The sequence below is a fragment of the Microbacterium sp. A93 genome (genome assembly GCF_051842835.1).
The window spans coordinates 59,444-84,416 of sequence record NZ_JBPXMT010000009.1 but is presented as its reverse complement, the minus strand read 5'-3'; the positions used below and the strand labels follow the sequence as shown (position 1 = coordinate 84,416).

The window sequence follows — 24,973 nt, the reverse complement described above, 5'->3', positions numbered from 1 at the left end:
CTGGACCCGGGTCAGACGGTGAAGATCGGTGCCAGGAAGTCGGCCAGCTCCTGTGTCGCCGTCAGGGGGAACACCCCGGCCACGTACTGGTCGGGACGGACCAGCACCACGGCGCCGTCCCTGCTGATACCGCGGGCCTCGAAGATGTCGTCCGCCGGGTCCACCCCGAACACCTTGTTCAGGTTGGAGATCTGGAACCGGCCGACCTTCGGGCGGAAGACCGCCGGGGTCTGCATGAGTTCCACCTGCTCATGCGGTTGCTGGTAGACGGCGTAGACGTCGAACAGTGCGTCCTGGTCCTTCCCCGCCGGGGTGTACCGCTGCACCGGGGAGTCCGCGGAGGCCATCCAGTCAGCCCAGGTCCGCAGTGCGGAATCGGGCGCGGAGGACACGGCCGAATCGGCGAAGGCGTAGATCCGCCACCGGCCATCGGCCACCTGCTGGTGGCCCAGGTTCTGCGGGGTGGTGTCCGAGACCCGCTTGACCGGATTGGCCTTGAAGCGCTTGCCCACCGGGAATCCGGTCGCCAGGCCCTGGTGGGTCACCGGACCGGTGAGCAGGCCCTCGGGGTACTCGGTCATGAAGCCGGCCGGGAACTCGAAGGTCTTCTGGTAGAACTCCTCCAGCGCGGTCTCACTCTCCAGGTCCTCCGGCTTGGCGGCCATCATCGAAGACCACTCACGGTCGAAGTCGATGAGGTTCTGCGCCACCGGCTGCCGCTCCGCCGAGTAGGTGGCCAGCAGCTTCGGCGTGGCCACCCCGGTCAGCACCTGCCCCAGCTTCCAGCCCAGGTTGAAGGCGTCCTGGATGGAGACGTTCATGCCCTGGCCGGCCTTGGCGGAGTGCGTGTGGCAGGCGTCGCCGGCGATGAACACGCGCGGCCGGCGCTGCCCGGCCTGCTCGGTGGGGACGTCGTCGAAGCGCTCGGTCACCCGGTGGCCCACCTCGTACACGCTCCACCATGCCACGTCCTTCACCTCCACCGTGTAGGGGGCCACGATCTGGTTGGCCTGGGCGATGATCGACTCGATCGGGGTCTTCCGGACGGCACCCGCGTCGTCCTGGTCCACCTCCCCCAGGTCCACGTACATGCGGAACAGGAAGCCGCCCTCACGCGGGATGTGCAGGATGGAGCCGTGCGTGGACTGGATGGCGCACTTGGTCCGGATATCCGGGAAGTCGGTCTCGGCCAGGACGTCCATGACGCCCCAGGCGTGGTAGGACACCGCGCCCACGTTCTGCGCGCCGATGTCACGGCGCACCTTGGAGTGGGCACCGTCCCCGCCCACCACGTACTTCGCGCGCACCACGCGCTCCTGGCCGGGCTCGACGCCGGCCTGGGCCGTCTCGCCGGTGCGCCTCAGGGTGGCGGTGACCGGGTACTCCCCCTCGCCGACCTCGAGGGAGACGAACTCCCAGCCGAAGTACGGCTCAGTACGGGACGGTGCGTTCCGGGCGAAGCGGGCGAAGTAGTCGAGCACGCGGGCCTGGTTGACGATCAGGTGCGGGAACTCGCTGACCCCGGTGGGGTCGTCCTGGGCCCGGGCGCTGCGGACGATGTGCCCGGGGTTCTCGTGGTCCGGCTTCCAGAAGTTCATCTCCGTCAGGTGGAAGGCCTCGGCGACGATCTCGTCCGCGAAACCGAAGGCCTGGAAGGTCTCCACGCTGCGGGCCTGGATGCCGTCGGCCTGGCCGATCTCCAGCCGGCCCGGCCGCCGGTCGATGAGGCAGGTCATCACGTCCGGGAAGCTCGCCAGCGTGGCGGTGGTGGTCATCCCGGCGGGTCCGGACCCGACCACGAGCACGTCCATGGTGTCCGGCAGGTCGGAAGATCGGTTGAGGCCCACGCCGGCGGCGGGCTGCACGCGGGGGTCCGTGGAAACGTACCCGTTGTGGTGGAAGAGCATGACGACTCCTTGGCAGGTCTGTGGCGGTCTGTGGCAGAGCGGTGGCAGGTGGTTCTAGTCGAGGGATGGTGCGGGGCACCAGGTGTCGGCGAGGGCTTCGGTGGCGCGGGCCAGGATCGCGACGTCGGCGGCGACGTTGACGAAGTCGGCTCCGGCCGCCGCGTAGTCCCGGGCCTGCTCGGGTGCGAAGGCGTTGACGCCGACGAACTTCCCGGCCGCCTTCACCTGGTTGATCACGGAGGTCACGGCCGCCACCACGTCCGGATGGTTCTGTTGGCCGATCAGCCCCATGGACGCGGCCAGGTCGGACGGGCCGATGAAGATGCCGTCCACCCCCTCGACCGCCGCGATCTGTGCGGCCGCGGTGACGGCGGCGGCGGACTCGACCTGGACCACCAGGGTGATGAGGTCGCCGGCCCGGTGCAGGTAGTCCGGGATTCGGTTCCAGCGCGCCGAGCGGGCCAGGGCCGAGCCCACGCCGCGGATGCCGCGGGGAGGATAGTGCATGGCGCGCACCGCCGCCTCGGCGTCCGCCACGGTGTCCACCATCGGGACGACGAGGGACTGGGCGCCCAGGTCCAGGTACTGCTTGACCAGCACGGCGTCCAGGGCCGGGACCCGCACCACGGGGATGGTCGGGTAGCCGGCCATGGCCCGCAGTTGCGTCTGGATGGTCTCCAGCCCCATCGGCGCGTGTTCGCTGTCCAGCAGCACATAGTCCAGGCCGGCCGAGGCGCAGATCTCGGTGGCCGTCGGATCCCCGGAGTTGACGAACATGCCGGCGACCGGCCGGTCACCTCGGGCCGTTCGCGCCGCGGGGGTGAACAGGTCCTTCAGGCTCGGCTGTGGTTCTAGACGAAGCGGCATGTGACGGTCCCCAGTTCTCCGTAGTCGGCATAGACGGTGTCTCCCGCGTAGACCCACATGGGCCGCGTGAAGGAGCCGGCGAGGATGATCTCCCCGGCCTCGAGCACGTCCCCGTGCCCGGCGATCCGGTTGGCCAGCCAGTGCACGCCGTTGGCCGGGTGGTTCAGCACCCCGGCCGCCACACCGGTCTCGATGATCTCCTGATTGCGCGAGAGCATCCCGGAGACCCAGCGCAGGTCCACGGCGTCCACGGCGACCGGCCGGCCACCGAGCACCATGGCCCCCATGGCGGCGTTGTCACTGATGGTGTCCACGATGGTGCGGCCGGCCATCTCGATCCGGGAGTCCAACACCTCCAGCGCCGGCACCACGTACTCCGTGGCGCGCAGCACGTCCAGCAGAGTGACGCCCGGCCCGGACAGGGTCTGGTTGAGGACGAAGGCCAGCTCCATCTCCACCCGTGGGTGCGTGTAGCGGGACCACTCGTAGACGTGACCCGACTCCATCACCATGTCGTCGAAGATGACGCCGTAGTCGGGCTCGTCGATCCCGGTGGCGTCCTGCATGGCCTTGGAGGTCAGGCCGATCTTGTGGCCCACCTTCTTCCGGCCGGCCTCCTGCTGGCGCTGGGCCCAGATGCCCTGCACCGCATAGGAGTCCTCGATCTCCATCTCGGGATAGCGCGCCGTGAGCAGCGGCACGGGCTGGCGGTCCTGGCCGGCGGCGTGCAGCTCGTCGGCGATGGCGGCGTGCGTGGCGTGGTCAAGCATGAGCGTCACCCCTCCCCTACAGCTGGTTCCCGAGCTTGAAGCCCTTGGCGGCCTCGCCCGTGTAGGTCCCGTCCGCATCGCCCTCGCGGGTGTAGGAGAACCCGTCGGCACCGATGGTGACGTCCATCTCGGAGCTCTCCGTGCGCTCGACGACCGGCTTCGGGTTACCGTCCAGGTCCAGCACGAGGGAGGCCTCGGTGTACCAGGACGGGACCACGGGGTTGCCCCAGAAGTCGCGGCGCTGGTTGTCATGCACGTCCCAGGTGATCACGGGGTTGTCCGGGTCTCCGGTGTAATAGTCCTGGGTGTAGATCTCCACGCGGTGGCCGTCCGGATCCAGGATGTACAGGTAGAAGGCGTTGGACACCCCGTGCCGGCCGGGGCCTCGCTCGATCCGGTCGGAGATGCGCAGGGCGCCCATCTTGTCGCAGATCGCCAGGATGTTGTGCTTCTCGTGGGTGGCGAAGGCGACGTGGTGCATGCGGGGGCCGCTGCCACCGGTCATGGCGGTGTCGTGCACGGTCGGCTTGCGGCGCATCCACGCGGCGTACACCGTGCCCTCGTCGTCCTGGATGTCCTCGGTGACGCGGAAGCCCAGGTCCTGCATGAACTTCGTGGCGCGGGGGACATCCGGGGTGACCTGGTTGAAGTGGTCCAGGCGTACCAGCGCCCCGGGGGTGTACAGGTCGTAACGCCAGGCCAGCCGCTCGACGTGCTCGACGTCGTAGAAGAACTCGTAGGGGAAGCCCAGGGGGTCCTCCACGCGCACCGAGTCACCGATGCCCTTCGTGAAGCCGTCCTTGCGGCGCTCCACGCGGCAGCCGAGCTCCTCGTAGAAGGCCACGGCCTTGTCCAGCTCCTCGGGGCTGCGCACCCGGTAGGAGAACACGGCGACGGCGGCCACCGGGCCCTGGCGCAACACCAGGTTGTGGTGGATGAACTCCTCCAGCGAGCGCAGGTAGATGGCCTCCTCATCCTCCTCGGTCACGGTCAGGCCGAGCACGTCCACGTAGAACTCGCGGGAGGCGGCCAGGTCGGTGACCACGAGCTCCATGTAGGCGCAGCGCAGGATGTCCGGGGCCGGGGCCTGCGGGGTCGGGACGGGGTTGTCGGCGGTGATGGGGGCTTCCTGGGAGACATAGAAGCCGGAGGACGTCATGGTCCGATCGCTGAGGTGTGTCATGTCGATCCTTGCTCTGGTGGGGTGGTGCCGTGGAGGGAGGGGACGGGGTGCCGGGTGGGGTGGCCGCTCAGGCCTGGAGCTCCTCGGCGGCTTCCTCCTGGCGGCCGAAGACGGGGTTGTGGACCTCGCCGAGGTTGATGTGCACCGCCTGCTGGTCGGTGTAGAAGTCGATGGAGCGGTAGCCGCCCTCGTGGCCCAGGCCGGAGGCCTTGACGCCGCCGAAGGGGGTGCGCAGGTCGCGGACGTTGTTGGAGTTCAGCCACACCATGCCCGCCTCCACGTTCTGGGCGAAGTTGTGGGACCGCTTCAGGTCGTTCGTCCAGATGTACGCGGCCAGGCCGTACTTGGTGTTGTTCGCCAGTTCGAGGGCCTCCTCGTCCGTGTCGAAGGGGGTGATGGCCACCACCGGTCCGAAGATCTCCTCCTGGAAGATCCGGGCGTCCGGGGCCACGTCGGCGAAGACGGTCGGCTGGATGAAGTTGCCCTCCGGGAATTCCTCGGGACGGCTGCCGCCGGCGGTCAGGCGGGCCTCGGACTTGCCGATCTCCACGTAGGACATGACCTTCTCGAAGTGCTCCGGGTGCACCAGGGCCCCCACCTCGGTGGACTCCTCGTGCGGCAGGCCGACCTTCACACGCTTCGCCTGGGCCGAGTAGCGCTCCACGAACTCGTCGTAGATGCCGCGCTGGACCAGGATGCGGGAGCCGGCGGTGCAGCGTTCGCCGTTGAGGGAGAACACGCCGAAGATGGTCGCGTCGATCGCGGTGTCCAGATCGGCGTCATCGAACACGACGGCGGGAGACTTGCCGCCCAGCTCCATGGACAGTCCCTTGAGGTGGGGGGCGGCGTTGGCGAAGATGAGCTGCCCGGTGGTGGACTCACCGGTGAAGGAGATCAGCGGGACATCCGGGTGCTTGACCAGGGAGTCCCCGGCGAAGCCCTCCTCGCCGTAACCGTGCACCATGTTGAACACGCCGGTCGGCAGCCCGGCCTCCTCGAAGATGCCCGGCCACAGGGAGGCGGACAGCGGGGTGAACTCCGCCGGCTTGAGCACCACGGTGTTGCCGGAGGCGATGGCCGGGCCGAGCTTCCAGGACTCCAGCATGAAGGGGGTGTTCCACGGGGTGATCAGCCCGGCCACGCCGATCGGCTTGCGGTTGACGTAGTTGGCCTGGCGGCCCGGGACCTTGAAGGCGTCGTCGTGCTGGGCCACGATCAGGTCGGCGAAGAAACGGAAGTTCTCCGCCGCGCGCCGGGCCTGGCCCAGGGCCTGCGAGATCGGCAGTCCGGTGTCGAAGCACTCCATCTCGGCCAGTTCCTGACCGCGGGTCTCCACGATGTCGGCGATCTTGTTCAGTACCCGGGAGCGCTCACGGGGCAGCATGGACGGCCAGGGACCGTTCTCGAACGCGTCCTTCGCGGCGGCGACTGCGGCGTCGACATCGGCGACCTTGCCGGAGGCCGCCTTCAGGTAGGGCTTGTTGGTGACGGGGTTCAACACCTCGAAGGTGTCGCCGTCAATCGAGTCGACGTGCTGTCCCCCGATGTAGTGCTGGATCGTTGAGGGCAGGTTCGCGGGAACGAAGTCGGTGCTCTGGGCAGTCATGATGGTCCTCTCGGTCGTCAGACAGACGGGGTGTCGGTGTCGTCGGCGGTGTCGGCGGTGTCGGCGACGTGGTCCAGATAGGCGTTCAGGGTGTTGAGTCGGTGCCGACGGGCGGCCTCCTCCACGGTGGCGAAGTCGGCGCCGTCAGCGATCAGGTCCAGCAGGTGGTCGTGTTCGGCCACCGAGGTGTTGGCCCGGCCGGGGACGTAGGCGAAGGTGGAGGACCGCAGGGCGGCCAGCCGGGCCCAGCCGCGGTGGACGAGGTCCAGGATGTGGGGGTTCTGGTGGTGCTCGAAGAGGACCGAGTGGAACTCCTTGTTCAGTGCGGTGAACTCACGGGCGTCGAAGTCCGTCAGCAGCGCCCGCATCCGCTCGTTGAGCTCCCGCGCCCGGCCCAGTTCCTCGGCCGTGACCAGGGGGGCGCACTGGGCGGTGGAGAACCCCTCCACCAGGGCCAGGGTCTCCATGGTGTCGTGGTAGACCTCCGGGTCGATCCCGATCACGGTGGCCCCGACGTTGCGGGTGAAGGCCACGATCGACTCCGACTGCAGGCGCCGGATGGCCTCCCGCACCGGGACCACGGACATGTTCAGCTCGGTGGCGAGCTGGGACAGCACCAAACGCGCCCCGGGGCTGTGCCGCCCGGCGTTGATGCCGGAGAGGATCTCCCGGTAGGCCAGATCCGCCTTGGAGGTCATGGTCACCGGCCGTCCCGGCTCGCGCGGTACTCCTCATACTTCGCCTTCCACTCGGCGTTCGGCGGGAACAGCCCGTCCACCGGGTGGCCGGCCTCGACCTGCTCATAGACCCAGGCGTCCTGCTGCTCCTGCTCCCAGGCGTCCTCGACCACCTCGGCGAGGAGGGCCGGCGGCACGATGACCACGCCGTCGTCGTCCCCGATGACGATGTCCCCGGGCTGGACCGCGGTGCCGCCGCAGGCGATGGTGCCCCCCACCTCCCAGGGCACGTGACGCCGGCCGAGTACCGAGGGGTGGGTGCCGTTGGAGTAGACCTGCAAGCCCACCTCGGCGACGGCCGCACTGTCCCGGACGCCGCCGTCGGTCACCACCGCGGCCGCGCCGCGCACCTTGGCGCGCAGGGCCAGGACATCCCCGAGCGTGCCGGTGCCCTTCTCGCCGCGGGCCTCCATGACCACCACATCGTCCTGCTCGACCGAGTCCATGGCCCGCTTCTGGGCGTTGTAGCCGCCGCCGAAGGCCTTGAAGAGGTCCTCGCGGTTGGGCACATAGCGCAGCGTCTTGGCGTAGCCGAGGATGCGCTGGCCGGGATGGGTGGCCTTCACGCCGTCGATCGTGGCGTTGTTGATGCCCCGCTTGCGCAGCTGGGCGGTGATGGTGGCCACGGCCGTCTCGTTGATCTTCGCCTTCAGCTGCGCGGTCAGCAGGCTGCGGTCGGCCACCGGGGCGGAGGGCACGTAGTGCAGGTGCCCGACGCCGGCCCCGTCACCGCCACCGGCCGTCTCACCGGGGGCGGTGGCCGGCTGTGCGGCCAGGCCTGCGGCCTTGCGGGAACCCCACGCCTCCTCGCGCTGGGTGTCGTCCACCTGCGGTCCGTGGCCGTAGGAGGCCAGGGGGTGTTCGGAGGCCGTGACCGTGGTGACCAGCCGGCCGGAGCTCGGGGCACCGGGGGCGGTGGGGGCGTCCACCTCGACCTCGACGACGTCGCCCGGCTGGGCCACGGAGGACCCGGCCGGGGTGCCGGTGAGGATCACGTCACCGGCCTCCAGGGTCATCAGCTGGGAGAGGTCGGCCACCAGCTGGCCGAAGGGGAAGACGAGGCCCGCGGTGGTGTCGTCCTGGACGATCTCGCCGTTGACCCAGGTGCGTACGCGCAGGTTCTCGGGGTCCAGGCCGGCGGCGGGGATGATCTTCGGGCCCAGCGGGGTGTAACCGTCGCCGGACTTGTTCTTGACGTTGGAGCCCTTGTCCGCGTGCCGGAGGTCGTACAGGCCCCAGTCGTTGGCGGCGGTGATGCCGGAGACCTTGGACCAGCCCTGTTCCGGTGTCACCCGGCGGCACCTCTCACCGATCACCAGGGCGATCTCGCCCTCGTAGGCCAGCAGCTCGGTGCCCGCCGGCCGCTCGATGGCATCTCCGGTGCGCGCGATGGAGGTCCCGGCCTTGAGGAAGTAGCCGGGGAACTTCGGCGACCGGCCGCGCTGGGCGATCCGCGAGGGGTAGTTCAGGTGCAGGGCGATGACCTTGCCAGGCCGGTTCTGACGGGCCGTGAAGTCCACCGGGCCGGGCGACTGCGCGGCGTGGTCCAGGGCGGGTGTCTCGGTCATGATGTGCTGCCTCCGTGGTGACGTGCATCTCGTTCACCACAGATCGTATACGATTCTTGGTGACCTTGGCCACCCCTGCGGACTTCTGTCCACTGGCCACCACTCCACGGGCCGTCACTCCACCGGCAACGGCCGGGGTGCCGGCGCCGCGCCGGCCATCGACTCGGTCATGTACTCGGCCACCACGTCCTGGGAGATCGGAAGGTCCAGCACGAAGACGCCCTCGGCGCCACGCTCCACCCAGCCCCGCAGGACGTCGAGGTCCTGCAGGCTCCGGGCCTTGATCCCCTCGGCACCGAAGGCACGGCCCACGGCGGCGAAGTCCACCTCGTCGATGAGCATGGCCTGCTCGTGGAGCCCTCGGGAGGCGTACTGGTGCAGCTCCGCACCGTAGGCGGCATCGTTGAAGACCACGACCACGCCGGAGCGGGCCTGCTTCACGAAGCTCTCCAGGTCGGCCAGGGCCATCAGGCCGCCACCGTCTCCCGTCACCAGCACGGTGGTCCGGTCCGGCCGGGCCACCGCGGCGCCGACGGCTGAGGGGAAGCCCAGCCCGATCGACTGGAAGGCCGTGCCGACGAACAGGTGCGAGCGCGGGTCCGGCACCGAGCACATCAGGGGGATCCACCCGATGAAGTGGCCCCCGTCCTGCACGAAGGTCCGCTCCCCGGGCAGGATCTCCTCCAGCGCCAGCGCCATGGTGCGCGGGTCCAGCCGGCCGTCGGGCGCCAGACCCTCGGGGGCAGCGTCGATCGCGGCCTCGGGAGCGGAGTTGGTCGGCAGAGCCAACCTCGGGGACGCGGGGATGGGCTGGCGGGCCCGCCAGCCGCCGTCGTGCCGTCCGTTCTCCACCGGGCTGGCACCGAAACGCGCGATGAGCGCCCGCAGCACCATTCCGGTGTCACCGGCGAGGAAGTGATCGGTGCGCTCGTGGCGTCGGTGCGGATCCACGTCCACCTGCAGGACGGTGGCCTCCGGGCCGAAGACGGTGCCGTACCGCATCTGGAAGGGGTTCATGCTCGCGCCCAGGACCAGCACCACATCGGCCTGGCGCATGAGGTCCACCCGCTCCAGGCGGCCGAAACCACCGGCGATGCCCAGATCGCCCTCCGGGCCGGCGATGTTCCGGGCCATGACCGAGGTCGCCAACAATGCACCCAGGCGGTCGGCCAGCTCCCGCAGGGCCTCCGGGGCGTCCGGAGAATCCAGCACGCCCCGGCCCGCCATCAACAGCGGACGGTCCGCCCCACGCAGGGCGGCCAGGATCGGCTCCAACCCGGCCGCGGACGGGGCCTCCGGGACCGGCGTCTGGGTGAGCCCGGCGGGCTGATCGATCGCGGACTGGTTGGCCTCGACGAAGGCCTCCACCGGGACTTCCACGAGGTCATACGGGATCGCGACGACCACGGGCCGCCGGCCGGCCTCGGCGCGATCGTAGGCCGCGCGGACCTGTGCGGCCGGATCCCGGGCGTCCAGGCGAACCGTCTCGACCCCGGCGGCGGCGGCCATGGCCACCTGGTCGATGTCGAAGGAACGGGGGCCGGTGGTCGGGCTGTCCCCGACGATCAGCAGCAGCGGGATACGGGCCAGCGCAGCCTCCGCCAGAGACGTCAGGGTATTCGTGAAACCGGCCCCATAGGTGACGCTCGCGGTGCCGATGCGGCCGGAGGCACGGTGATAGGCATCGGCGGCGGCCACCGCACCGGCCTCGTGCCGGACGGTGACGAACGGGAACCCGGTGCTGGTCAGCTCGCTGATCAGGTGCGCGTTGCCGTTGCCCATGAGGCCGAAGAGCACCTCGGCTCGCTCCCGGACCACGCCCGCCACCGCCTGCGGGACCGTGGCGCGCCGGACGCCCCGTCCGGTCTCGGTGTGGTCGGGCATCAGGGTCTGGTTCACGGCGGTCATACCGAGAAGTGTGCGCTCCGGCACGGCGCTGCGCAATCGATCACCTTGAGGCTGAACAGGGTGTACAGATTGTTCGGTCCTGTTCCCCGCGTGCTGGACAGTCTGTCCAGTGTCACACCCGCCGTGGTGCCGCGTGCCTATCCGCCGGTCGGGGCCGTACCGCCGGGGTCCGTCCCGGCCACCGCGTGCAGCAGCGGCAGGGTGCGCCCCTGGGCGTGGGTGCGCAGGGCCAGGGAGGAGGAGGTGCGGGACACTCCCTGCACCTGGGAGATCCGGTCCAGCACCCCCTGCAGCTCCTGTCCATCGCGGGCCACCACCCGCAGCTGCAGGTCATGGTCCCCGGTGACGGTGTAGAGGTCGGTGACCTCGGGGATGGCCGAGAGGATCGCGTCCGTCACGGGCCCGTGGCCCACGTTCTGGAAGATGTCCACGAAGCAGAAGGCGACGAGGTCGTAGCCGAAGCCGGCCGGGTCCACCTGCGGGACGATCGCCGAGACCACGCCCCGCCCCTGGAGCCGGGCCAGTCGGCTGCTCACGGTGCCCCGCGCGACGCCCAGCCGCCGGGCGCACTCGAGGATCGGCAGTTGTGGCTCGTCGGTCAGCAACTGGATGAGCCGGGCATCGAGGGGGTCGGGTTGCATGGTGCTCATTGTGGCATCCGGCCGTCCAGACCTGCTGCCGACCGCCTATTCGCCCGGAGCCAACTTCCCGCGGAGGCGGTCCCGCATGGCAATGCTGGCCTCGTTCAGCCCCACCACCTCGACGGTCTTGCCGTAGCGCTCGTACTTCTCGGTGATGGCCTCCAGGCTGGCGATGGTGGAGACGTCCCACAGGTGGGATCGGGACAGGTCGATGGCCACCCGCCCGGGGTCCCCGAGGTAGTCGAACTGGGTGTAGAGGTCATTCGAGGAGGCCCAGAACAACTCGCCGTCCACCCGGTAGGTGACCAAGCCGGCGTCGGACTCCTGGACGGTGCGGCGCACCGTGACGAAGTGGGCGACCCGGCGGGCGAAGAGCACCATGGCGGTCAGCACGCCCAGGCCCACCCCGATGGCGAGGTTGGAGGTGGCCACCGTGGCGGCGACCGTGACCAGCATGACCGCCGTCTCCGACTTGGGCATGGCCTTGAGGGTGGCCGGCCGGATGGAGTGCCACTCGAAGGTGGCCCAGGAGACGTAGAGCATGACGGCCACCAGCGCGGCCATGGGCACCCTCCCCACGGCGTCCCCCAGCAGGACGGAGAGCAGCAGCAGCATCACCCCGGCTGCCAGGGTGGACAGGCGGGTCCGAGCCCCGTTGGCCTTCACATTGATCATGGTTTGGCCGATCATCGCGCAGCCGCCCATGGTGCCGAAGAACCCGGCGATGATGTTTGCCCCGCCCTGGCCGAGGGACTCGCGGGTCTTGGAGGAGCCGGTGTCTGTGACGTCGTCCACCAGCTTGGCCGTCATCAGGGACTCCATCAGCCCGACGACGGCCATGGCGGCCGCGTAGGGGGCGATCACCTGGAACGTCTCGAGGGTCAACGGCACCTGTGGCAGCACCAGCATCGGCAGCGCCTGCGGCAGCTCGCCCTTGTCCCCCACGGTCGGAACCGCCAGTTGTGCCACCAGCACGAGGCCGGTCACCACCAGGATGGAGACCAGAGACGCCGGTACCGCCCCCGTCAGCCGGGGGAACAGGAAGATGATCAGCAGTCCCAGGCCCACCAGCGCATAGACCGGCCAGGGCACACCCATCAGGTCCGGGAGCTGGGACAGGACCATGAGGATGGCCAGCGCGTTGACGAATCCGGTCATGACGGAGCGGGGGATGAACCGCATCAGCCGGGCGACGCCGGCCAGGCCCATCACCACCTGCAGGACCCCGGCCAGGATGACGGTGGCGAAGAGGTACTCCACGCCGTGGCTGGCCACCACGGGGGCGATGACGAGGGCCGTGGCCGCGGTGGCGGCGGAGATCATGGCCGGCCGGCCGCCGAGGAAGGAGATGGAGATCGCCATGATCGCGGCCGCGAACAGGCCCACCTGGGGGTCCACCCCGGCGATGATGGAGAAGGCGATGGCCTCCGGGATCAGGGCCAGGCCCACCACGATCCCGGACAGCAGCTCCGTCTTCAGCCACCCGGGCCGCCGCAGGGTGCGCCACACGGACTGGCGCTCCTCAGGGGTCGATCCCGTCCGGGCCACGGCGAGGTTCTGAGCCACCTCGGGATGGCTCGGTGCGCGCTCAGGCAAGGGGGCGGCGTCGGGCATGGCTGGATCTCCGTCGGTGCAGGGGTGACAGGTCCACCCTAGCCGCGGACAGCCCCGGCTTATCCGGTCCCTGGAATGCGCTCTACTGAAACAGTGGTCCCCTCCCACTGACGTTCGAGCATAGGACATCTCATGAGCACACCCTCACAGCACGTTCCTCCCGCCCCGTCCACCAGCCCAGCAATCGCCCCTCTTTCTGCCCGTTCTCCTGGCTGGTCTGATGCACCGAAACGGAAGTGGTGGAAGTTGATTGCGGCGCAGTCTGGGCAAGTCGCGGATCTCTACCGTGCTGGCTTGTGGACAGTAGTCGCCCTACTGGCCATCACCATCTGGTTCGTCGCCACGCCGTCCTCGACCGGCGAGGACCGGGCATCGGATATTTCGTCCGCTGAGGCAGTGAAGACGATCAATGACAACAACACCGAAGGAGCACCGCAGCAGCAAGTGGTGAACGGATGGTTTGTTGCCGATACCATCCCCATCCTTTCGGAACAGTTGTCTGACGTGCATGAGGCCATCAACACTGGCCGTCTGCCGTCCTTGGCATTCCTCTTCGGGCTGGGAGCCTGCGCTGATCTGGCGGGGCGGTCCCTTCTGTCCTTCGTCGGGAGGAAGGATCAGTCGGACAGGACCTCCGATGTGAATCAGACACCTCCGAATCAGGTGGTTCCTACACTGGAACCATGAGCAACGAGCCGGAACCCACCATCCACCCCGCCATCAACCCCGAGACCGGCCTGCCCACCTCGGCCCCGCAGGCCGGGTGGCCCGAGCCCGTGGACACCGGCCCCCTGCAGGTCAGCTACCGCATCCGCGTCAACGCCCCGGCCTCCGAGCTGTACCCGATCCTGGCCAATCCGCATCGGCACCACGAGGTGGACGGCTCCGCCACGGTCCAGTACGCGAAGTCCGGGCCGGACCGGCTGAGCGTCGGGGACGAGTTCTCGGTGGCCATGAAGATGTTCGGCATCCCCTACACCATGACGCTCGTGGTGACGGCGGCGGATGAGGACGAGGTCGTGGAGTGGAAGCACCCGGGCGGGCACCGGTGGCGGTGGCGGTTCGAGGACCAGGGTGACGGCAGCACCGTGGTCACCGAGACCTTCGACTACTCCTGGACCCGGCACGTGGTGGCCCGTGGCTACGAGCTGACCCGCCGCCCACAGGACAACGCCAACGGCATCCGCGCCTCCCTCACCCGCCTCGCCGGACGGTACCTCTAGGACCCCGGGCACGACGCCGGCAGGCACGCCGCGGGGGCACCTCGCCGGAGCGCGGGGCCGGATTGCCAGCGCACTCTCAGCCGCATCCAAGTGCGCGAACAGGTCCGGCCCCTACTGTGGAAAGCACCTCATCAAGGTGCGAGTGATGAATGAGACAGGGCCCCGGGCCCGGCTTGATGCGTCCCCCTCACGCAGCCGGATCACCCGGGGCCCGCCCCTGTCCACGAGGCCTCAGAGGTCCGTCACGAGGCGGAGTAGTCCAGGACCACGCGGCCGGAGATCTTCCCGTGTTGCATCTCGTCGAAGACCGCATTGACCTCGCTCAGCGGTCGCTTGGTGTAGGTCGGGTGTATGAATCCACGGGAGTAGAAGTCCAGTGCCTCCACCATGTCCTGGCGCGTTCCGACGATGGAACCACGGATCGTCAGTCCCTTGAGGACGATGTCAAAGATGGGGGCGGGGAAGTCGCCCGCGGGTAGGCCGTTGAACACGATGATTCCGCCGCGACGGGTCATGTGAATGGCCTGCCCGAAGGCCTTCGGGTGTACCGCCGTGACCAGCACCCCGTGGGCTCCACCGGTCTTTTCCAGGATCTCCGGGGCCGGCTCCGTCACGCTCGCGTTGACCAGGACCTCTGCGCCGTGCTCCTGGGCCAGGGCCAGCTTATCGTCGGCCACGTCCACCGCCACGACCCGCATGCCCATGGCCACGGCGTACTGCACGGCGATGTGCCCGAGCCCACCGATGCCGGAGATGACGACCCACTGGCCCGGGCGGACCTCGGTCTGCTTCAGGCCCTTGTAGACGGTCACGCCGGCGCACAGCACCGGACCGACGGCGTAGGGGTCGGCGCCCTCGGGGATGATGACGGCGAACTTGGCGTCCACCAGCATGTACTGGCCGAATGAGCCGTCCACTGCATATCCGCCGTTGATCTGGTTCTCGCAGAGAGTTTCCCAGCCAGTCCGGCAGTACTCACAGGTGCCGCAAGCACCCGAGAGCCAGGCGTTGCCGACCATCTGCCCCACGGACACCTCGGTCACGCCGTCGCCGACCTTCTCGACGATGCCGACCCCCTCGTGTCCGGGAATGAACGGTGGGGAGGGCTGGACGGGCCAGTCACCATCCCTGGCATGGAGATCGGTGTGGCACACACCGGTGGAGATCAGCTTCACCAGAGCTTGGCCGGGGCCTGGTTCTGGAATGGGCAGGTCCTTGACGGTGAGATCCTTGCCGAACGATTCGACGACGGCAGCCTTCATCGTGCTCATGGCAGACTCCTTAGTAATAGGCACATGTTGTGTTGTTCAGTGGTGTTGCTCAGGGAAGGGATCAGGGCTTAGAAGAAGCCGAGCTTGTTCTCCGAGTAGGAGACGAGCAGGTTCTTGGTCTGCTGGTAGTGGTCGAGCATCATCTTGTGGTTCTCCCGGCCGAAGCCCGAGGACTTGTACCCGCCGAACGCCGAGTGCGCGGGGTACGCATGGTAGTTGTTCACCCAGACGCGGCCGGCCTGGATGGCCCGCCCGGCCCGGTAGGCGGTGTTGCCGTCGCGGGACCAGACACCGGCGCCGAGCCCGTAGAGGGTGTCGTTGGCGATCGTCATGGCGTCGTCGAAGTCGGAGAAGGTGGCCACCGAGACCACGGGTCCGAAGATCTCCTCCTGGAACACCCGCATGGAGTTGTTGCCCCGGAAGATCGTGGGCTGGACGTAGTAGCCCCCAGCCAGCTCTCCCTCGAGTTCCACCCGCTCGCCGCCCAACAGCACCTCGGCCCCCTCCTGGCGGCCGATGTCCAGGTAAGACGTGATCTTCTCCAGCTGGTCGTTGGAGGCCTGGGCCCCCATCATGGTCTCGGTGTCCAGCGGGTTGCCCTGCTTGATGGCGCGGGTCCGCTCCACCACCGCCTCCAGGAACTGGTCCGCGATGGACTCCTGGACCAACGAACGGGACGGGCAGGTGCAAACCTCGCCCTGGTTGAGGGCGAACATGCTGAAGCCCTCCTGGGCCTTGTCCCAGAAGGCGTCGTCAGTGGACAGCACGTCCTCGAAGAAGATGTTCGGGGACTTCCCGCCGAGCTCGAGGGTGACCGGGATGAGGTTCTCGGAGGCGTACTGCATGATCAGCCGCCCGGTGGTGGTCTCACCGGTGAAGGCGATCTTGCGGATGCGCTTGTTGGATGCCAGGGGCTTGCCGGCCTCCAGGCCGAAGCCGTTGACGATGTTCCACACCCCGGCCGGCAGCAGGTCCCCGATCAGTTCGGCCAGCACCAGGATGGAGGTCGGGGTCTGCTCGGCGGGCTTCATCACCACGGCATTGCCCGCGGCCAGGGCGGGGGCCAGCTTCCAGGTGGCCATGAGGATGGGGAAGTTCCAGGGGATGATCTGGCCCACCACGCCGAGCGGCTCGTGATAGTGGTAGGCCACCGTGTCCTCGTCCAGCTGGGAGAGCGAACCCTCCTGCGCACGGATGATGCCGGCGAAGTACCGGAAGTGGTCGATGGCCAGCGGGATGTCCGCGTTGAGGGTCTCGCGGACGGCCTTGCCGTTGTCCCAGGTCTCGGCCACCGCGAGCATCCCGAGGTTGGCCTCCATGCGGTCGGCGATCTTGTTGAGGATCACCGCCCGCTCGGCCGGGGACGTCGCACCCCAGGCCGGTGCCGCGGCGTGGGCGGCGTCCAGGGCGGCCTCGATGTCCTCCGCAGTTCCACGTCCGACCTCCGTGAAGGTCTTGCCGGTGATCGGGGTCGAGTTCTCGAAGTACTGGCCCTTCACCGGCGCCACCCACTCGCCGCCGATGAAGTGCTCGTAGCGGGGCTTGAAGGTCACCTTCGAGCCGTCGGTACCCGGATTCGCGTAGATGGTCATGTCAGCTCCTGTATCGCGGGGATGGTTGTCCTACTGACTGTGAGGCTAGTCACAGTCAGGTTGCATCAACGTTGCATCCCGCCGGCAGGGCCTGCCAGGGCTGGGCGCCGCTAGACCCCCTCGGCCTGCAGCCGCTCCACGGCGCTGACGGCCAGGGAACGGCGCGGGGAGTCGGCCGGCAGCAGCTGCAGCGCCGTCATCCACACCTCCAGGTCGCCAGCCGACTCCGGACGCCCGGCGAAGGACCAAAGGTCCTCGATCCCCGCGTTCTCCAGCACGGACTCCCGCAGGTCCGCCTCCAGCTGGCGTCGGATCTCGGTGATGCCCGGAGACACCGAGCGAGGCAACACCGGCCCGGCGGCCTGGGAGAGGGCGGCGCCCACCTCGCCGCGGCGCAACGCATCCCGGGCCAGTACGGCGTCCGTGACCAGGGGGCCGTCCAAACGGTAGGGCCGCGAACGGATGGACACCGAGGGCAGGGTGGTGGTCAGAAAACGGCGCACCCGGTGCATCTCCGCCCGCAGAGTGGTCCCGGCCTGATGGCCGTAGAGGAGGTCCTCCAACGCCGCGCCGTCCAGCCCTGAGCCGTGCCAGTCCAGCAGGGTCAGGATCTCGGCGTGCTTGCCGGAGACCTCGGACGAGGCACCACCGGGGCCGGAGAGCCGAGGCGGCAGCCCCCCGGTGACGCGCACGAGGGTCTCGCGGCCGGCGTCGGGCTCCAGCGAGGGCAGCGCCACCGGGGCCGGGAGCGCATGGTCCCGCCAGGCCGAGTGCACCGCCTCGGCTGCAGCGCTCAGCAGCGGCAGGGCCAGGGGCGAGATGGCCTCATCACCGCCGGTCAGATCGATGACGCCGACGATCCTGCCATTGGCCGGGTCCCGCAACGGCACCGCCGAGCAGCTCCAGGGGTGCACCACGGGATGGAAGTGTTCAGCCCGGCTCACCTGCACCGGTCGGCCGGAGTACAGTGCAACCCCCGGCGCCGAGGTCCCCATCGATGCCTCGGACCAGTCCGCCCCGGGGAGGAACCCCATGTCCTCCGCACGGCGGCGGGCCACCGGATCCCCTTCGACCCACAGCAACTGCCCCTCGGCGTTGCCCAGCGCCACGATCAGCCCTGCGTCCTGGGCCGGGTCCACCAGGAGCCGGCGGATGATCGGCAGCACCGGGGACAACGGATGCTCCTGCCGCACGTCCCGCAGTGCGTCGTCGCTGACCATCCGGGGCTCCCTGCGCCCGGCCGGGCCGCCGAGGACCACCAGGGAGCGGCGCCACGATTCGGCGACCTCCCCCCGGAGCTGGCCGAGTCCTCCGCCCGGGGACGCCGTCAGGGTGGCCAGCTCACCGTGAGCGCGCTCGACGGCCTGCTGGTAGGCCGGGCCGGACAGCGGCAGGGTCACGCAATCTCCATCAGTCGCGAGCGGATCAGGAAGCGCCTGCCCTCCGGGGCCTCGACCGAGAATCCCGAGCCGCGGCCGTCCACCACGTCCAGGGTCAGGTGCGTGTGCTTCCAGTACTCGAACTGCTCGCGGCTCATCCAGAACGGCAGTCCCGTGCCGTCGGGCAGCTCGAAGGTGCCCAGCAGGGTGTCCGAGCCGCCGGTCTTGAAGTCCCCGTCCGGGAAGCACATCGGCGAGGAGCCGTCGCAGCAGCCTCCCGATTGGTGGAACATCAACGGACCGTGGACCTGCTGGAGCGAGCGGATCAGGTCCAGGGCGGCTTGGGTCATGCCGACGCGGGACATGGTCTCGCCGTCAACCTCCGGGCGTGCGTCCAGCACCGAGCTGGCATCGGCCGCGCCGACGGCACGATCTGCGGTCTGCGCGGTGCGGGTTGATTCCGTAGACGGGGACGCCATGGTGCGACCTCCTGGCGGTAGGGGTGCATCCACGGTATCTCCCGCCGTGGCCCACGTCACTATCGGCGCCCCGGCGGGCGGTGCAGGCCCAGAGTCGGCTGGAGGCCGGCTGAGACGACGGTGGCCGCCCCCGAGAAGGGGCGGCCACCGTCCGGGACGTCCGGGCCCGCGGGCCACCAGGGCTCGCGCCCGCGCAGACCCGCAGTCAGCGTGGGCTCAGTAGGCCCGGACTCGCTGGTCCACGATCAGGTGGATCAGGGCGAAGACGCCGTCCTCGTCGATGGCCCGGGTGGCGGCCTCCACCGCGGCCGGGACATCAGCATCCAGCTCCACGCGCACACCGAAACCGCCGAAGGCCTCCGCCATCTTCGCGAAGTCGGGGTTCTTCAGCTGCGTGCCGGAGACCCGGTTCGGGTAGTCACGCTCCTGGTGGGTGCGGATGGTGCCGTACTCCTGGTTGTCCATGACGACCACCAGCGGGGTGGCCCCGTACTGGGCGGCGGTGGCCAGCTCCTGGCCGTTCATCAGGAACTCACCGTCACCGGCAATGGTCACCACGCGGCGCCCCGGGTAGTTCAGGGACGCGGCCACGGCCGAGGGGACCGAGTAGCCCATGGAGCCGTTGCGGGCCGAGACCATGGAGGCGTAGGAGTTGGTGGGGAAATAGCGGTGCGCCCAGTTGGTGTGCTCGCCGGCACCCAAGGTGATGAGGGAGTCCTCGGGCAGTGACGGCACGAGGTTGGCCATCAGCGTGTCCATCCGGGCCTTGCCCGTGGACGGCTCCGCCGGCGGCAGTGCGGCGAACTTCTCCTGCTCGCCGCGCATGCGGGACGTCCATTCCTTCCAGGTGTCCTTCACGGCGAGGTCCATGCGGACCAGGTCCCGGATGAAGACGTCCGGCTTGGCCACGATCTGGTGGGAGACGGGACCGGACCGGCCGCGCAGCGAGGGGTCGATGGTGACCAGGAAGTTGTTCTTGTCCCAGTTCTGCCGGATGGTGAAGCCGTCCGTCACCACGTCACCGGGGACGGTGCCCACGAAGATGATGAGGTCGGTCTCCTCCAGCAGGTCATAGGTCGGCTTCGGGCGGCCGTAGCCGATCGGGCCCACGTAGGAGGGGGAGGTGAACGGCACGGTGCCCTCGGTGCGCCACTCGGCGGCGGCCGGGATGTAGTGCTCCTCGAGCCAGGCGGTCAGGGCCTCGGCGCCCTCATGGGTCCAGTCATTGCCGCCGGTGATGAACAGGGGCTTGTCCGACTCCTGCAGGGCCTCGTTGAGGGCCTTCCAGTCCTCCACGGTCATCCCGCCGGTGGCCACCGGGATGTTCGGGTGCAGCTCGGGCCTGATCTGCTCCTTGATGATGTCCTCGTGCAGACCCACGATCACCGGTCCTGGGCGGCCGGAAGAGGCCGCGAACATGGCCTCGGCCACGATCTCGGAGGCCCGGTCGGCGTGGTCCAGGATCATGACGCGCTTGGCCCCGGAATCGAACCAGGCCTGCGGCTCGAACTCCTGGAAGGCCTCCTTGCCGCGGTGCTCGAAGGGGATGAGCCCCACGAACAGCACCATGGCGGTGGAGTCCTGCCACGCGGTGTGCAGCCCCACGTGGGCGTTGGCGGCGCCGGGGCCGCGGGTCACCATGGCGATGCCGGGGACGGAGTTCATCTTGCCGTCGGCCTCGGCCATGTAGGCGGCGCCGCCCTCGTGGCGGCAGATGACGTTCTCGATCGAGGAATAGTGCAGACCATCCAGGACATCGAGGTAGCTTTCGCCCGGAACGGAATAGATCCGCTTGACACCGTGGGCTTCGAGGGTATCGACAATGACGTGTCCGGCCGACTTCGTTGTGGCCGTGGACTGTTCTTTGCTCATTCAGGGCTCCTAGGACTGTGTGCGGTTCCGGACCATGCCGGTCCCGCGGCCCGGGATGGTCCTCGGGCGGCGCGCTGGGCGAACTTCGTACAAAATACCCCAGCCAGAGGCCCCGTCCCCGCGCTGTGGCACCATGTGTCGTCCCCACCGGCACCGCACACCGGTACCGCACACCGGGTCTGGGCCCACGTGGAGCGCTCTTGAACACCACGTGATTCGGCCATTTCCGCAGACGAGAACCTCCAACGCGAAGTACAGTGCTGTCACCGCCCTGCGGCATCCATCCCCGGACGCCCGTCAGGATCAAAGGAGTCACTGCACCATGTTCTCAGCCACCACCACCGCGCGCCTGGCCCAAGCTGCCACGCTCGCCAACACGGCACCCGGCTTCCGAGGCGGCCGCCAACTGCCCGACCGGCTCGACGGACCCGCAGGACTCCCCTCCCCCCTCCCCTCGATCCTGCCGGACTGGGGGTTCGAGGATGACCCCTCCAGCGCCACCCTGCGCTCCATCCGCAAGCTGCGGGCCGTCGTCGCCGGGGTCTGGCAGGATGCCGCGGCACAGGACGTGGACGCCGCGCTCGAGGGCATCAACACCCTGCTGGGTGCGGCCGGAACCGTCCGCGCGGTCCTGCCCACCGACTCCACGGTCCGGTCCCCGGCCGTCCTGGTCGCCGGTCAGGAGGGTGACGCGCCGGACAAGGCCCTGTCCACGGCCTTCGCCCTGGCCCTCACCGATATGGCGGTGGCCGGGGAGCTGAGTCGGCTGCGGACGTGTTCCGGCGAGGACTGCAGCAACGCCTTCGTGGACCTGACCCGCAACCGCTCCAAGCAGTTCTGCGACGAGGCCAACTGCGCCAACCGCGCCCACGTGAAGGCCTATCGGGCGCGCCGCGCCGCGGAGGCCGCGCCGGCTCCCGAGGAGGCGGCGGGGCAACCCGCCCCGGAGAACCTCAAGACCGGCAAGAAGACCGGCAAGGCGGGCAAGAAGAAGGCTAAGAAGAAGTAGTCCCGCCGGACCGCTCGGGGCCGGACTCCTCGCGCTTGCGCTGCGCCTCGGCCTTGCGCTTCGCCACCGCCTTGCGGTGCAGCTCCTCGGAGGAGCGGTGTACTCCGGAGCCCCGGGAGAGGTGCTCCGGGTTGTCCTTGGCGGCCAGCTGCAGCATCGCGACCACCACCAGGGACACCATGAAGAAGACGCCGAAGGCAATCAGCCCGAGGTCGAACCGCACCGGGTTGTCGGTTCCGCCGGACGACGCCATGGTGACCACCGCACCGCCGATCAGGGCCAGTGCGAAGGAGAACCAGAGCGGCCCCTTGATCGACTGCAGGAAGCCGTGCTTGCCCTCGCGGCTGTCCGTCGGGGCACCACCGGGGCGCTGGTCCTCGGGCTGGGGGCCGGTCTGGGGCGTGCTCACGTACTGATCTCCTGGTCTGCTGCGGTCCGGTGCGCGGGCCGGTGGGCCTCGGCGCACCCCACCATTCTACGGCGTGTAGAGAACGGGTCCGTCCGGGGCCGGAGGGCTACTTCCGCGGCGCCCGCGGTTCCGCCTCCGCGCGGGCGGCCGGGCCGGCGTCGTGCCGGAATCCGAAGCCGGAGATGGCCAGCACCACGGCGATGATGATGGCCCCACCGCCCACGATGCCGAGCAGCCCGTGGGCGTCCAGGTTCAGGAACAGCAGGAGCCCGACGCCGGACAGGGCGCCCACCAACCCCGTGTACAGCTGGTCCCGGGCCGGGACGAAGTCCCTGCGGTGCCGCGCCCACGCGACCAGCTCGGCGGCGCCGGAGCCGATCAGGGCCACGGCGGCGATGATCCCGGCCACGAAGACGGATCCGGCGAAGAGCAGGGCGATGGCCCCGACCATCAGGACGGCCGCGGCGATCGAGAGCGGCCCGCGCATCCTCTCGGGCACCGGATCGCGGCGCAGGTACTCCCAGAGTCCGGTGCCGGAGAACACGAAGTAGGCCGCCAGTCCGTACTTCAGCACGCCCAGACCGGGCTCCTGCAGGAACACGGTGGTCAGGCCGAAGATGACGGCAATGAGCGCGCGGATCAGGATGGGCTTCCACATGATCGCGGCGGTTTCAATGGGGGCTTTGACGGCAGACACCCGGCCATTCTAGGCGTCGGGGCGGCTCCGCTCAGCCCTGCCCGGTCCGCATCCACGCATCCGAGCGCACCCGCAGTCCCAGCGTCACGGCGCGGGCGCCCAGGAAGACCCCCGCGAAACCGGCCCACAGCAGCGCCAGCTGCGCGCCGCCGTCGGGCGCCTGAGCCGTCCCGGCACCCGTGGCGAGCCAGACCAACCCGGCCAGGGCCGGCAGGTACACCACCAGGTTCACGATGCCGGCCAGGGCCAGATAGCGGGCATCGCCGGCTCCGATGAGCACGCCGTCCAGGACGAACACATAACCGCCGATGGGCTGGGAGGCGGCCAGCACGAGCAGCCCGGCGGTGGCGGCGGCCTGGACGGTGGGTTCCGGGGTGAAGAGCGGGGGCAGCACCCAGGCCAGCACGGCGAGCACGGCGCCGGTGATGACCCCGAACCAGATCGACCAGCGGATCATGGTGCCCGTCAGGGCCCGGGCGTCCTCGCGCCGGCCCGCGCCGAGCTCGCGGCCGATCAGGGCCTGGGCGGCGATCGCGAGGGCGTCGAGCGCGAAGGCCAGGGTCGAGTAGACGGTGAAGACCAGCTGGTGCGCGGCGAGCGTGGCCACGCCGAGTCCCGTGGCCGCCATGACGGTGACGAGGATCGCCGCCCGGAGGCTGACGGTGCGCAGCAGCAGCCAGGAACCCACCTGGGCGGTGGCCCGCATGCCGGCGATCGAGGGCGTCAGGTGGGTTCCGGCTGTGCGGAAGCGGGGGTAGAGGACCGCCAGATAGACCGCGAACATGCCCCACTGGACGATCGAGGTGCCCAGCGCTGCACCGGCCACCCCCAGGCCCACCCCGTAGACCAGCGCGAAGTTCAGCGCGATGTTCAGCCCGAAGCCGAGACCGGCCACCACCAGCGGGGTCCTCGTGTCCAACAGGCCACGCAGGATGCCGGTGGCCGCCAGGACCCCCAGCATGGCCGGGATGCCCGGCATGGACCACTGCAGGTAGGCCACCGCGTTCGCCAACACCGCCCCCTCGGCCCCGATCAGCCCGGCCAGCCACGGGGCGCCGATCCAGCCGGCCACGCCCAGGATCGCGCCGAGCAGCAGGGCCAGCCACACGCCGTCGCGCCCCCGGTCCATCGCGGCACCCAGGTTGCCGGCACCCAGGAACCGGGACACGGCCGGGGTGGTGGAATAGGCCAGGAAGATCATCAGGCCGGTCACGGTGTGCAGGATGGTGGTGCCGATGCCGACGCCGGCCAGTTCCGTCACGCCCAGATGGCCGATGATCGCGGTGTCCGCCAACAGGAACAGCGGTTCGGCCAGCAGCGCACCGAAGGCGGGGACCGCGAGCGCCAGGATCTGGCGGGAGACCGGGCGGGGGTCCCGGGGTGCTGCGGTCACATCCCCTCGGACAGCAGAGGCAGCACGGTGTAGGCCACCACGATCGAGACGAGGTTGTTGAACACGTGCAGGATGGTGGCGTAGGCCAGTGATCGACCGGTCAGCACGTAGGCCACGGTGATGGCGGCGGCCAGGGTCAGGTAGGGGACGATCTGCACCGGGTCGAAGCTGAAGCCGGCGCTGATGAAGTGGATCGAGGCGAACAGCACCATGGAGATCCCCACGCACACCCAGACGTTGACCCAGCGGGAGAGCTTGCCGATCATCAGGTGGCGGAAGATGTACTCCTCCACGAACGGCGCCATGAACACGGTCACCAGCATCATGGGCAGGAAGTCCACCTGGGTGGTCATCTCCTCGATCGCCAGCTGATTGGCGCTCTTGATGTCCCCGCCGGCGGACATCACCACGGCCGCGTTGACCATGATGCAGGCGAACCAGATCACCGGGATGAGCCCGATCTTCAGCCACCCGTACCGCTTGAACGTGCGCAGGGAGTCCACGAAGGGGCGCCAGCAGGCGATCAGGGCCAGCACCGTGAGGACCGTGTAGGAGATCAGGTTGATCGTGAAGGTGAAGGAGCCCTCGTTGAGGCTGCCGTCCGGCTGGGTGAACTGCTCGCGGAAGCCGGGGATCAGGGTGACCAGCACGGCCCCGCCGAGGATGAAGATCAGGAGGTACGCCAGCACGGTGACCAGGTCCATCCAGGAGGGCTTTCCGGGGTCCAGGACGATCCGGTCCTGCGGCCGGCGTCCCGGCCACCCCGGCGGGATGCCCGGCTGCCCGTGGTGGGGGGTCGGGGGCGCCTGCCGCGGGATGTCGGTCATGTGGTCATGTTATCGACGCCG

22 protein-coding genes are annotated in these 24,973 nt (G+C 69.3%); 3 read left to right on the top strand and 19 right to left on the bottom strand.

Annotation, left to right across the window (positions count from 1 at the left end; genetic code table 11):
- Positions 1 to 11 precede the first annotated feature (11 nt).
- The 10 genes from ACSU1G_RS21615 to ACSU1G_RS21570 all read right to left on the bottom strand — a co-directional run bounded on the left by ACSU1G_RS21615 (position 12) and on the right by ACSU1G_RS21570 (position 12,801).
- On the bottom strand, positions 12 to 1,907 hold the full coding sequence (locus ACSU1G_RS21615; RefSeq protein WP_439282084.1) for an FAD-dependent monooxygenase: 1,896 nt from the start codon (positions 1,905 to 1,907) through the stop codon (positions 12 to 14).
- Positions 1,908 to 1,961: 54 nt separating this feature from the next.
- Positions 1,962 to 2,774: an HpcH/HpaI aldolase family protein gene (locus tag ACSU1G_RS21610; RefSeq protein ID WP_439282083.1), complete on the bottom strand. Its 813-nt coding sequence runs from the start codon at positions 2,772 to 2,774 to the stop codon at positions 1,962 to 1,964.
- Positions 2,759 to 3,544, bottom strand: a complete 786-nt coding sequence (locus ACSU1G_RS21605) for a 2-keto-4-pentenoate hydratase (RefSeq protein ID WP_439282082.1) — start codon at positions 3,542 to 3,544, stop codon at positions 2,759 to 2,761. Before ACSU1G_RS21605 ends, ACSU1G_RS21610 begins: the two co-directional genes overlap by 16 nt.
- 16 nt (positions 3,545 to 3,560) lie before the next feature.
- Positions 3,561 to 4,727, bottom strand: a complete 1,167-nt coding sequence (gene hpaD / locus ACSU1G_RS21600; RefSeq protein WP_439282081.1) for a 3,4-dihydroxyphenylacetate 2,3-dioxygenase — start codon at positions 4,725 to 4,727, stop codon at positions 3,561 to 3,563.
- A 67-nt stretch (positions 4,728 to 4,794) separates the two neighbouring features.
- Positions 4,795 to 6,333, bottom strand: coding sequence for a 5-carboxymethyl-2-hydroxymuconate semialdehyde dehydrogenase (gene hpaE, locus ACSU1G_RS21595; RefSeq protein WP_439282080.1), 1,539 nt, complete (start codon positions 6,331 to 6,333; stop codon positions 4,795 to 4,797).
- Positions 6,334 to 6,350: 17 nt separating this feature from the next.
- Positions 6,351 to 7,031, bottom strand: coding sequence for a GntR family transcriptional regulator (locus tag ACSU1G_RS21590; protein ID WP_439282339.1), 681 nt, complete (start codon positions 7,029 to 7,031; stop codon positions 6,351 to 6,353).
- Between the two features lie 2 nt (positions 7,032 to 7,033).
- Complete coding sequence (locus tag ACSU1G_RS21585) at positions 7,034 to 8,638, bottom strand: fumarylacetoacetate hydrolase family protein (RefSeq protein ID WP_439282079.1); 1,605 nt, start codon at positions 8,636 to 8,638, stop codon at positions 7,034 to 7,036.
- Positions 8,639 to 8,752: 114 nt separating this feature from the next.
- Positions 8,753 to 10,546 (bottom strand): thiamine pyrophosphate-binding protein, encoded by a 1,794-nt coding sequence (locus tag ACSU1G_RS21580; RefSeq protein WP_439282078.1) that lies wholly within the window; start codon positions 10,544 to 10,546, stop codon positions 8,753 to 8,755.
- 137 nt (positions 10,547 to 10,683) lie between these two features.
- Positions 10,684 to 11,187 carry an Lrp/AsnC family transcriptional regulator gene (locus ACSU1G_RS21575; protein WP_439282077.1) on the bottom strand — a complete coding sequence of 168 codons (504 nt, stop codon included), beginning with the start codon at positions 11,185 to 11,187 and terminating at the stop codon, positions 10,684 to 10,686.
- 45 nt (positions 11,188 to 11,232) lie between these two features.
- On the bottom strand, positions 11,233 to 12,801 hold the full coding sequence (locus tag ACSU1G_RS21570; RefSeq protein ID WP_439282076.1) for a SulP family inorganic anion transporter: 1,569 nt from the start codon (positions 12,799 to 12,801) through the stop codon (positions 11,233 to 11,235).
- A gap of 132 nt (positions 12,802 to 12,933) precedes the next feature.
- On the opposite strand from ACSU1G_RS21570, the gene ACSU1G_RS21565 reads away from it, so the two are divergent.
- Both ACSU1G_RS21565 and ACSU1G_RS21560 read left to right on the top strand, forming a co-directional pair.
- Positions 12,934 to 13,488, top strand: coding sequence for a hypothetical protein (locus tag ACSU1G_RS21565; RefSeq protein ID WP_439282075.1), 555 nt, complete (start codon positions 12,934 to 12,936; stop codon positions 13,486 to 13,488).
- The gene (locus ACSU1G_RS21560; protein WP_439282074.1) at positions 13,485 to 14,024 is read left to right on the top strand and encodes an SRPBCC family protein; all 540 of its coding nucleotides are present in this window, start codon (positions 13,485 to 13,487) and stop codon (positions 14,022 to 14,024) included. Before ACSU1G_RS21565 ends, ACSU1G_RS21560 begins: the two co-directional genes overlap by 4 nt.
- A gap of 242 nt (positions 14,025 to 14,266) precedes the next feature.
- Here the strand turns inward: ACSU1G_RS21560 and adhP are convergent, their stop codons facing one another.
- The 5 genes from adhP to ACSU1G_RS21535 all read right to left on the bottom strand — a co-directional run bounded on the left by adhP (position 14,267) and on the right by ACSU1G_RS21535 (position 20,617).
- Positions 14,267 to 15,295 carry an alcohol dehydrogenase AdhP gene (adhP, locus tag ACSU1G_RS21555; protein ID WP_439282073.1) on the bottom strand — a complete coding sequence of 343 codons (1,029 nt, stop codon included), beginning with the start codon at positions 15,293 to 15,295 and terminating at the stop codon, positions 14,267 to 14,269.
- Between the two features lie 68 nt (positions 15,296 to 15,363).
- Complete coding sequence (gene adh / locus ACSU1G_RS21550) at positions 15,364 to 16,887, bottom strand: aldehyde dehydrogenase (protein ID WP_439282072.1); 1,524 nt, start codon at positions 16,885 to 16,887, stop codon at positions 15,364 to 15,366.
- A 110-nt stretch (positions 16,888 to 16,997) separates the two neighbouring features.
- Positions 16,998 to 18,287 (bottom strand): GAF domain-containing protein, encoded by a 1,290-nt coding sequence (locus tag ACSU1G_RS21545; protein ID WP_439282071.1) that lies wholly within the window; start codon positions 18,285 to 18,287, stop codon positions 16,998 to 17,000.
- Positions 18,284 to 18,631, bottom strand: coding sequence for a DUF779 domain-containing protein (locus ACSU1G_RS21540; protein ID WP_439282338.1), 348 nt, complete (start codon positions 18,629 to 18,631; stop codon positions 18,284 to 18,286). The genes ACSU1G_RS21545 and ACSU1G_RS21540 overlap by 4 nt, the downstream gene beginning before the upstream one ends.
- A 330-nt stretch (positions 18,632 to 18,961) precedes the next feature.
- Positions 18,962 to 20,617 carry a thiamine pyrophosphate-dependent enzyme gene (locus ACSU1G_RS21535; RefSeq protein WP_439282070.1) on the bottom strand — a complete coding sequence of 552 codons (1,656 nt, stop codon included), beginning with the start codon at positions 20,615 to 20,617 and terminating at the stop codon, positions 18,962 to 18,964.
- Positions 20,618 to 20,939: 322 nt separating this feature from the next.
- Here ACSU1G_RS21535 and ACSU1G_RS21530 point away from each other — a divergent pair, with 322 nt between their 5' ends.
- Positions 20,940 to 21,626 (top strand): CGNR zinc finger domain-containing protein, encoded by a 687-nt coding sequence (locus ACSU1G_RS21530; protein ID WP_439282069.1) that lies wholly within the window; start codon positions 20,940 to 20,942, stop codon positions 21,624 to 21,626.
- On the opposite strand, the gene ACSU1G_RS21525 is transcribed toward ACSU1G_RS21530, so the two are convergent.
- From ACSU1G_RS21525 to ACSU1G_RS21510, 4 genes are all read right to left on the bottom strand, one after another.
- The gene (locus tag ACSU1G_RS21525) at positions 21,613 to 22,035 is read right to left on the bottom strand and encodes a hypothetical protein (protein WP_439282068.1); all 423 of its coding nucleotides are present in this window, start codon (positions 22,033 to 22,035) and stop codon (positions 21,613 to 21,615) included. The two genes, ACSU1G_RS21530 and ACSU1G_RS21525, sit on opposite strands and share 14 nt — an antisense overlap.
- A 106-nt stretch (positions 22,036 to 22,141) precedes the next feature.
- Positions 22,142 to 22,732 carry a hypothetical protein gene (locus ACSU1G_RS21520; protein ID WP_439282067.1) on the bottom strand — a complete coding sequence of 197 codons (591 nt, stop codon included), beginning with the start codon at positions 22,730 to 22,732 and terminating at the stop codon, positions 22,142 to 22,144.
- A gap of 31 nt (positions 22,733 to 22,763) precedes the next feature.
- Entirely contained in the window at positions 22,764 to 24,125 is a 1,362-nt protein-coding gene (locus tag ACSU1G_RS21515) for an MATE family efflux transporter (protein WP_439282066.1), read from the bottom strand.
- Complete coding sequence (locus ACSU1G_RS21510; RefSeq protein ID WP_439282065.1) at positions 24,122 to 24,952, bottom strand: lysostaphin resistance A-like protein; 831 nt, start codon at positions 24,950 to 24,952, stop codon at positions 24,122 to 24,124. The genes ACSU1G_RS21515 and ACSU1G_RS21510 overlap by 4 nt, the downstream gene beginning before the upstream one ends.
- Positions 24,953 to 24,973 lie beyond the last annotated feature (21 nt).